Origin of the sequence: Leptothoe sp. EHU-05/26/07-4 (assembly GCF_043421015.1) — a bacterium.
Classification (GTDB): domain Bacteria; phylum Cyanobacteriota; class Cyanobacteriia; order Phormidesmidales; family Phormidesmidaceae; genus Leptothoe; species Leptothoe turfae.
The window spans coordinates 1,215,784-1,223,667 of record NZ_JAXSQV010000003.1 but is presented as its reverse complement, the minus strand read 5'-3'; the positions used below and the strand labels follow the sequence as shown (position 1 = coordinate 1,223,667).

Below are 7,884 nucleotides of genomic sequence, written 5' to 3'. Positions count from 1 at the left end.
AAATGATTCTATGCTTGCATATTGCGAGTAAGGCTCAACTGGTTACTGATGAAAATTAGATGATTTATTGATAATTCCTAATATATAGTTATCTTTCGTTTAGACAGGATAAGCGGGTGAACTCAATCCTCTATAAGGTGTGAACAAGCTGTTTAACTTTGTGGATTTTGCCCTCCCCAATCCTGGGAGCTTTGAGTCTGGCCTCCCCTAGGATCGGCTACCGTGTACACACATCTCGGAAGATGGTTCAAACTCCTGCATTACCCCCCTTAATCCCCCCTTGGTAAGGGGGGAAACTCCGGTCCTCCTCCTTACCAAGGGGGAGTTAGAGGGGGTTAGACAACCGCGAATGCTAGTATCCAGGACTTGTGTATACACCGTAGCCTAGGATTGGGAGGTGGGAGGGGGCCTCTGTATCTGATAGCTAATTGGGTCAACCGACTTATATCCTTATCGTCGCTACTAATTATAAGCCTCTAACAATTTTGTAGTGTCTCATCCTCCACATGGGCACCACTCGCCACAAACTTCTTTGCTGATCGAAATTTGTCTGTCTCCCGTAGTTGCTGACTCATAAATCGGCAAATCTCCAACAAAATGTGAGGGCGCTGCGTCGTTAAACTAATAAACCGCTGTTTCTCCAACTTCAGCAACATGCAATCATCTTTCGCAATTGCCCCATTCCAACGGGGTGCATCGTCAAACAAGGCAATCTCACCAAAATAATTACCTGTCATCAGCTGCTTAATCTCTTTTTGTTCATCATCTACAGTCTTCACAATCTGCACTATTCCCGACGCGATGATATACAGATGAGACCCCCAGCTACCCTCTTCAAAGATAGTTGTACTTGCCATAAACTGCTGAGGCACAAGAGCTTCATCAATTAGTAATAGCTCATCTAAAGAGAGATTTTGAAACAGGGCGACATCTTTGAGGATAATCAGACGATTCATAAGTGTGTCGGGTGTAGATGGCTGTAGTGCTGTGTAGACATCCTGTAGCAGGGGTGGCGTGGGGAACAAGTCACGGGCCACGGACTGAACCACAGGATCTATATCTTTTAACGATGCCCGAGGAATTTTGGCCAAAGCGATTAACGCTCCGGCTCGCAACCAGCGATCTTTAGATTCAATTGCTTCTAACAGAATCTTATAACCTTTATTCCGTAGCCAGTGAAGCGAGGGTTGAGACCCTTGGGCTGTCCCCACGCCGTCGGTATCTTGCTCTAGTAATGGTAACAGTGGCAAGATAAACCGACGGTGGCTGAGGGATGCTAATACCTCGACTGCATTGGAGCGATCGCGACTGTCTGTGGTGGCAAAAATCTGGTTCACCGTATTCACAGTGCGGCTATGGCCCAGGCTGGACAGCACATAGAGCACCTTTTGAATCAGCCGCTGATGATAGTCTTCAATGGCAACGGCCAGGGGCTTCCAGTTGGGCTCATCCTGGGGAATCTGGGTTTGCCAACGACGGGTGTGACCCACCTGCTGAAAATCATCTGCCAGGTGGGCATACAAAATGTCGCTGGCCTGGCGGGTGCGAATTTTACCGATAGCTGCGATCGCACTATTTACTGTCTGTCGATTATCAGACCCCAGCTGTTCCTTAGCCTCAGTCAGACCTCCCTTAGCCGCCAGCAAAGTAGCCGCCTGTTCCCGTACCCGAGGGTGAACGTCGCCTAAGGCAGTGGCCAGGGGCACCAGATTCCCATGGCTTTGTTGCCATAGGGTGAGGGCCGCAATTCTCACCCCAGGTTGCTCGTGGGAAAAATGCTGCTGAGCCAGGGCCAGGGTCTTGAGGCGGGCCGCATCGGGCATGGTTTCACCCAACTTAGCCAGGGTTTCTAGGCCTAGCTGTTTCGTGTCAGCACTGCCGTGGGGCAAAAGGCGTGTGGTCAAGAATTCCAGCAGTGTTTCATCGGCACTGCGTGCCACTACACGGATGACCGCCTTTGCCACCCCTTCATCCAGCCCATACTGTTCAATCTCTGAAAATGCCGTATCCGTGAGCGCGGTCCCCTGCAGTCTGGCCACCATGGCTAGGGATCTCAAACTTAGATCAGCCTGCGCAATCAGCTCATCCAAAATCTCATCCTCAATCGGCTGTTGCTGCACCATGAGAATTTCCAACGCCGTTAGCCGACAGGCGAGCGGCTGCTCTGGTGTCAGTTGCTCTTGCCAAACAGACCAGAGTCCGGCTTCTCCTGTCTCGTCTGGCTCTAGCTCAGCGTTTGGCCCTACCCCTTCTTCTGAAACTCCTTCGCTAAATAACGACACCACCGCCGATCGCACCTGGCGATCTGCCCCTGGCAACAGGGTCAGCACATCGTCTAAAAACTCCCCCGGTTCTCCCACCCGCGTTGCTAATTCCAGACCTTTAATCTGGTCGTAGCGCTCGTCTGACTGTAGCAGGGTCTGAATCGTTGCCTTCAGGGGTAATACCGCCTGACGGCTGGCCAGCTGATCGAGGTCAATGGCATCTGTGCGAATCAGATCCTCTAGCCCAGCGGTATAAAAGCGTCCCATGGGCAGCCGCACTAGCAAAAATAGCATGACCAGACTGCAGACTAGCCAGGTGATTTGCTCCAGACTGAGGGTATGTTCACCCAGCCATAAAAATGCGCCTGCACAGGTTAGCCCCACGGCATAGATAAACCCGTCGCTCAAGGTGCGAATCCGCCCCATAAATTCTTTGGGGATGGCGTTGTAGTTAAGCTGATGGACCGGTAGATTAATCGCTTTATAGAGGGCATCGCTGTTGAGCTGTAAACCAATGGCAGCTGGCAGCTGGCCGTTGACCCCCAGCCCCATAAATGCGGCCAGGGTGGTCAATGGAAAGACCACGTTCATGCGAGCTACCCCCAGCCAGCGCAGTAGAGGCCGAGTCAGACCGTAAAGCACCACCATTTGGACAATGCTTACCACCACTCGCATCAGGCCCAAAAAGCCAGTCAGGGCCCGTTGTGTAAACTCCTGGCCGTAGATGCTAAACCAAAGAAATTCAGAACTGAGGTAAATGATCACCAGCAAAAAGCTGCTGGCCGCCAGAAAAATAACCAGTGGATAGCGCTTGGCCAGTTCGGGAAATGACTGGAGCGATTCGATGACACCAACGGTTTCACTGGGCTGTTTGCTGAGGGGGCGCTGGGTACGGTCGAGATAGGCGAGTTGCAGCAGTGCGATCGCAATCACCACTGGCAAACACAGCAGTAAATTCTGGGTGCTCAACCACCGCGATAACCCACCCACCAAACTACCGCCGACTAAGGCACCCACCGCCTGGCTAATACCAATATAGGGAGCATACTGCTTGTACTCCAGGGTATTAAAGTAGTCAGTCAGCAAACTGGGGTAAAGGATATTGTTACAAATATCCCACTGAAAAAAACTGACAATCAGTAATCCATAGTAAACAGGAGCCATATCCAGGGGCAAAGCCAGCCGTAGAGCGACCACCAGCATCAGCAATACCACCAGTGCTCCACAAAACAGCTCAGTGCTGCGAACCCGCTGCACCACCTGGCTGATGCAGATATAGGCAGGCATGGAGCAGAGGCCAATCAAAATAAATGCAATCGGTAGCCGTTCAGCCCCCAGCTGGCTGACAAAGATAGAATTAGCCACCGCGATCGCCATCACACTCTGCACCAACACCGTCACTGCAAGCAGTAACAGCTGGGTCAGCCGGCTATCCTGTAAAGATTTAAACGCGGTTAGCATCAACGACATCAGTTCATAGCTTTTCCATACTATTAAACGTCCATGACAAAAAAATGAAGAATTTAGTTATCTCGTATTGGTGTATGGCTATGAATGGGTCTAATCTTCCCCCATATCCTCTAATGCTAAAGGCTGTACAGAACGGGGTAACCGATCGATGGGTTCAATGGTGTCCAAGTCATCACCGGCTGCTGCTCCTAGGGCTTTAAATTTACGCGCACTCACCAGCACCCGATTTTCTAAAGATCCCACTGCTTTATTAAAGGTGTCGACGGTAGAATCCAACCCCCGCCGCATTTTTTGCAGATGTCCGGTAAATACCCGCATCCGGTCATACAGTTCTCGACCCAGGGTACTAATCTGCTGAGCATTTTCTGTAACGGCATCCTGCTGCCAGCCATAGGCCACGGCCTTAAGCAAAGCAATCAGTGTGGTGGGGGTGGCTAAAATCACCCGCTGGGCAATACCGGCTTCGATTAGACTAGGGTCTTGTTCCAGCGCAGCACTGAAGAAGATTTCCCCAGGTAAAAACAACACCACAAATTCAGGGCTGGGTTGAAACTGATCCCAGTAGGCTTTTTGACCCAGTTGCTGAATATGTCGACGCACCTGCTGGGCATGCTCCTTGAGTTTATTCAGCCGTAGGGCTTCATCGGTCATATCCAATGCTTCCAAGTAAGCTGCCAGAGGAGCCTTGGCATCCACAACAATGCGGCGCTGCTGGGGTAGCTGCACCACCATATCAGGGCGTAGTGCACCGTTACCGGTCGTTACCTGCTGGGCAAAATCACAGTGCTCCACCATCCCCGCAATCTCTACCACCCGCTTCAGCTGAATTTCTCCCCAGCGACCCCGCACATTGGGAGCCCTCAGCGCCTTGGTTAAATTGGCAGTTTCCGTTTGGAGCTGCAACTGTCCTGTGGCCAGCTGAGTAATTTGCTCGCTCAGCTGACTATAGGCCGATAGCCGATTACGTTCTAAATCCTGTAAGTAGGTTTCTACTTTGCTCAAAGACGATTGCAACGGCTGCACCAGGCCATCAATAGCTTGCTGTCGTTGCAGTAACTCACTGCTCGACTGAGTATGAAACTGCCCTAGTTTTGTTTGGGCCAGGTTCAAAAACGTCTCGTTGTTAGTCCGTAAAGCTTCAGCTGAAAGGACCTTAAATGCCTCCACCATTTGCTCTCGGGCTTGGTTTAACAATGCTAGCTTTTCGTCGGTGGTCTGCTGTTGCGTTTGTAACTGGGTTTGGCTCTGGGCCAGTCGCACTGTGAGCTGGCTCTTCTCTGCCTGCAACCGTTGATTTTCTGTTTGCAAAGCTACGGTCTGAGCAGCTTTACTTTCAGCCACCGCTCGCTGTGCAGCCTCCTGGGTCAGCGTTTGCCGTTCTTGTTCAAGTCTGGTCTGCAAACTGTGGATTTGTTGTTGCAGAGCGCTGAGCTGTTCATCTTTAGCGTGTAACTGCTCAATCATGGTGGCGCGTTCTGCTACCAGATCATGCTTGGCACGTTCCCTCACGGCTTGATATCGAGACTGCCAAATAAGCCAACTCATTAGACAGCCCAACCCTGCCCCTGCCAGAAAAATTACCGGCCACTGCATAGGCTAAGTACAGATTTACTATTGCACCATAGAGTATCATCCTAATTCTCAATCGTAAAATCGCTACTCAACCCGCCATAATGCGCAGGTGTTTAAGTGAGTTGCGTTGATTCTGCCGTAGTCACCGGGTACTTTCATAAAAGATATGAATAAGGGTTGATGATAAATGTGGTATTCGCAGCCCATGGCTAATCTATAGACAGGGCCATTGGTCTAGTTCAGCTGAGCCATATTAACTGTGAGAACTTAAGTTTTTCTAGTGGAAAACTCAGGGTTTCAACATGGATGTGGTTTATGTTTTGATAGGAGCTGGTCTTTTTGGACTACGCGTACACATCCATTTACATTCAGCGCAGCGACTAAATTCATCAAGAGCCTTATAGGGAATGACCGTTAAAAGCCCACCAGAGAAACTTCTCAGATCTCCGATATTGGACAAGCTGCCAAACTACGGAATCCAAAGCGATGAATGCCCCCGTCGGGCAAAAACGCAGCTAGACTTTATCATGCTTGCCGTTGAGGCCCTTGAGCTTAATGCATCTCAAGTGATGTTGGCAGCCATCAAAGATCTGGGGCTGCAAGATGTACTTAGGAGTCGCGTTCATCTTTGGCGGTTGCGTAGTACCAATCCGCTGCGAAAATTTAATCAGCGTCAGCCCCTCACTCTAGAAGAAGCTAAGGCTCTGGTGTTAGTGGTCTGCTATCTATGTCGTAAATTAACGGTGCTGATTCGCCAGCTGTTTTTGGGCTACCAACAACTCCAAGATCACCAGCTTTCTCTCGATCACCATTTTCGCTTAGCTAAATACTTAAAGCGATTTCGCTCCCATTTCCGGGCTCGTATGAATCCCAAACGGGCGATGGTGATTACCTACAGCAAAGATGAAAAACTCGATCAGCTGGCACTCTCGCTACTAACTCAGCTCCTGATCTGTACAGGCACTCGCGGTGAAGAACGACTCTGGGCCAGCCTCTTTGATGGGGAGATATCATGACCATTAAACGACAGTATGTGCTGCCAAACTGCAGTCTAATATTAGAAGGCCTCAGTGCAGATGCCTCCAATGTGCTCTCAATACTGGCCAATGCTGAGTTTAAGATCGTAGGAATTGAACAATCTCTATCGGGGGGGACGGAGTTTTTTAAGGCGCTCAACAGTGCGGTTAGCGCCTACTGTCAACGTTTGCTGAGTGGTCTCGACCATCCCGAGCACATGGTATCCCAGACATCTCTGGTGACGGTTGAAGCGGATGAAGGCCAATACCATCGTCTCATCGTCCAGCCTGAGTGCCTCAACGACTCATCCGGTGATGAGACAGATGGGAAGGCTCCCAAAAACATTAAGCTTTCAACGGTACAGCTGTTTGATATGGCTGAGGCTATCGATCAGTTTTACGCGGATACTCAAACCTTACCCGATGTGGCAGTGCCCCTTGCGCCTCTGCCTCGTAAGTATGTCAGGCCTGAGGAACCGCTAGCGAAACGAGCTGTCCCGCCAGTTCTCGGCTTAGGCACATTGGCTGTGGCTGCTCTGGGGCTGTTCTTCTTGCCGGTGCCAGAACTGACTGAACCAGAAGGTCTGCAGCAGAATTCTGCTGCATTGGAAGAGCAAATAGAGAATGAAATCGCCATTGATACCGATGCAGACGGAACGGCACCGACATCCGAGGTGCCTGAAGAGGGGGCTGAGGATGGCGAGATCAGCGAAGATGCAGAAACATCGTCTCAACCCCCTCTTATTACTGATACTGAACAGCTAACAGCTCTACAACAGCAGGTGCAAGGGCAAATTAGCGACGGTTTATCCAGTGATACAACCTTTGAGCAACCACTGCGCTATCAGATCTCCGTTGCTGCCAACGGCGATATTGTTGGCTATAACCCAGTGGATAGCGCTTCCCTGGAAAACTTGGATAGTACTCCCCTACCTGAACTGACCTACATTCCAGTGGATGAAACATCTGTAGCATCAGTGGCTCAGTTTGAGGTTGCCTTCGCACCAGATGGCACCGTTGCAGTGGTGTCTGACCAGCTAAGCACAGTTGAACCCGAGGCGGTGACCCCTGATGCGGTGAATCTTGAGGTGGTCGAGTCGGAGTCGGTAGAAGACGAGGATCTGCCAGAAGAGTCTGACAATGAAACATCCGAGCAATCATCCGTGCCAAACAGTGAGACTGTTACAGGGCGGAGTGCTGAAACGGCGGCTGAAACCCTTGCGGCAATAACTACACCCATTCAAGACGTAGATCGTATTTATGCGCTCAATCAAGGGCTGCGACGAACCATTATCCAAAACCGTGCTCCAGACCGAACCGGACCAGAAGTTCGCTATCGGATTCGTCTCGACCAGGAAGGTAATGTGACGGGTTATGAAGCCACTAATGCAGTCGCCGAGCGGTATGTAGATGATTTCAATCTACCGAGTCTGATCAAAGACTCTAGTGACGAGCAGCCGCAGCTGGATTTTTTAGTCGTAATTAGTGACGACAATATCGTGGAAGTTAATCCCTGGGATGGTTGGCCTGAGAATTAACTCAGTTCTTAGTTCTAAATTTTG

Annotated in this window: 4 protein-coding genes; 2 read left to right on the top strand and 2 right to left on the bottom strand. The window is 50.4% G+C overall.

The features are described 5' to 3' along the window. Nucleotides 1–476: 476 nt before the first annotated feature. Together U2F10_RS13000 and U2F10_RS12995 are read right to left on the bottom strand one after the other, a co-directional pair. On the bottom strand, nucleotides 477–3,725 hold the full coding sequence (locus U2F10_RS13000) for a cyclic nucleotide-binding domain-containing protein (RefSeq protein ID WP_499872338.1): 3,249 nt from the start codon (nucleotides 3,723–3,725) through the stop codon (nucleotides 477–479). A gap of 99 nt (nucleotides 3,726–3,824) precedes the next feature. Then, complete coding sequence (locus U2F10_RS12995; RefSeq protein WP_499866832.1) at nucleotides 3,825–5,327, bottom strand: DNA recombination protein RmuC; 1,503 nt, start codon at nucleotides 5,325–5,327, stop codon at nucleotides 3,825–3,827. Nucleotides 5,328–5,713: 386 nt separating this feature from the next. Here U2F10_RS12995 and U2F10_RS12990 point away from each other — a divergent pair, with 386 nt between their 5' ends. Beyond that, nucleotides 5,714–6,322: a DUF3038 domain-containing protein gene (locus U2F10_RS12990; protein WP_163664873.1), complete on the top strand. Its 609-nt coding sequence runs from the start codon at nucleotides 5,714–5,716 to the stop codon at nucleotides 6,320–6,322. Continuing rightward, nucleotides 6,319–7,860 carry a DUF4335 domain-containing protein gene (locus tag U2F10_RS12985; protein ID WP_499872337.1) on the top strand — a complete coding sequence of 514 codons (1,542 nt, stop codon included), beginning with the start codon at nucleotides 6,319–6,321 and terminating at the stop codon, nucleotides 7,858–7,860. Before U2F10_RS12990 ends, U2F10_RS12985 begins: the two co-directional genes overlap by 4 nt. Nucleotides 7,861–7,884: the final 24 nt, after the last annotated feature.

Excerpts from the sequence above, each read along its gene's own strand:
- U2F10_RS12985 (WP_499872337.1), top strand. The coding sequence starts at position 6,319 with ATGACCATTAAACGACAGTATGTGCTGCCAAACTGCAGTCTAATATTA.
- U2F10_RS12990 (WP_163664873.1), top strand. The coding sequence starts at position 5,714 with ATGACCGTTAAAAGCCCACCAGAGAAACTTCTCAGATCTCCGATATTG.
- U2F10_RS12995 (WP_499866832.1), bottom strand. The coding sequence starts at position 5,327 with ATGCAGTGGCCGGTAATTTTTCTGGCAGGGGCAGGGTTGGGCTGTCTA.
- U2F10_RS13000 (WP_499872338.1), bottom strand. The coding sequence starts at position 3,725 with ATGCTAACCGCGTTTAAATCTTTACAGGATAGCCGGCTGACCCAGCTG.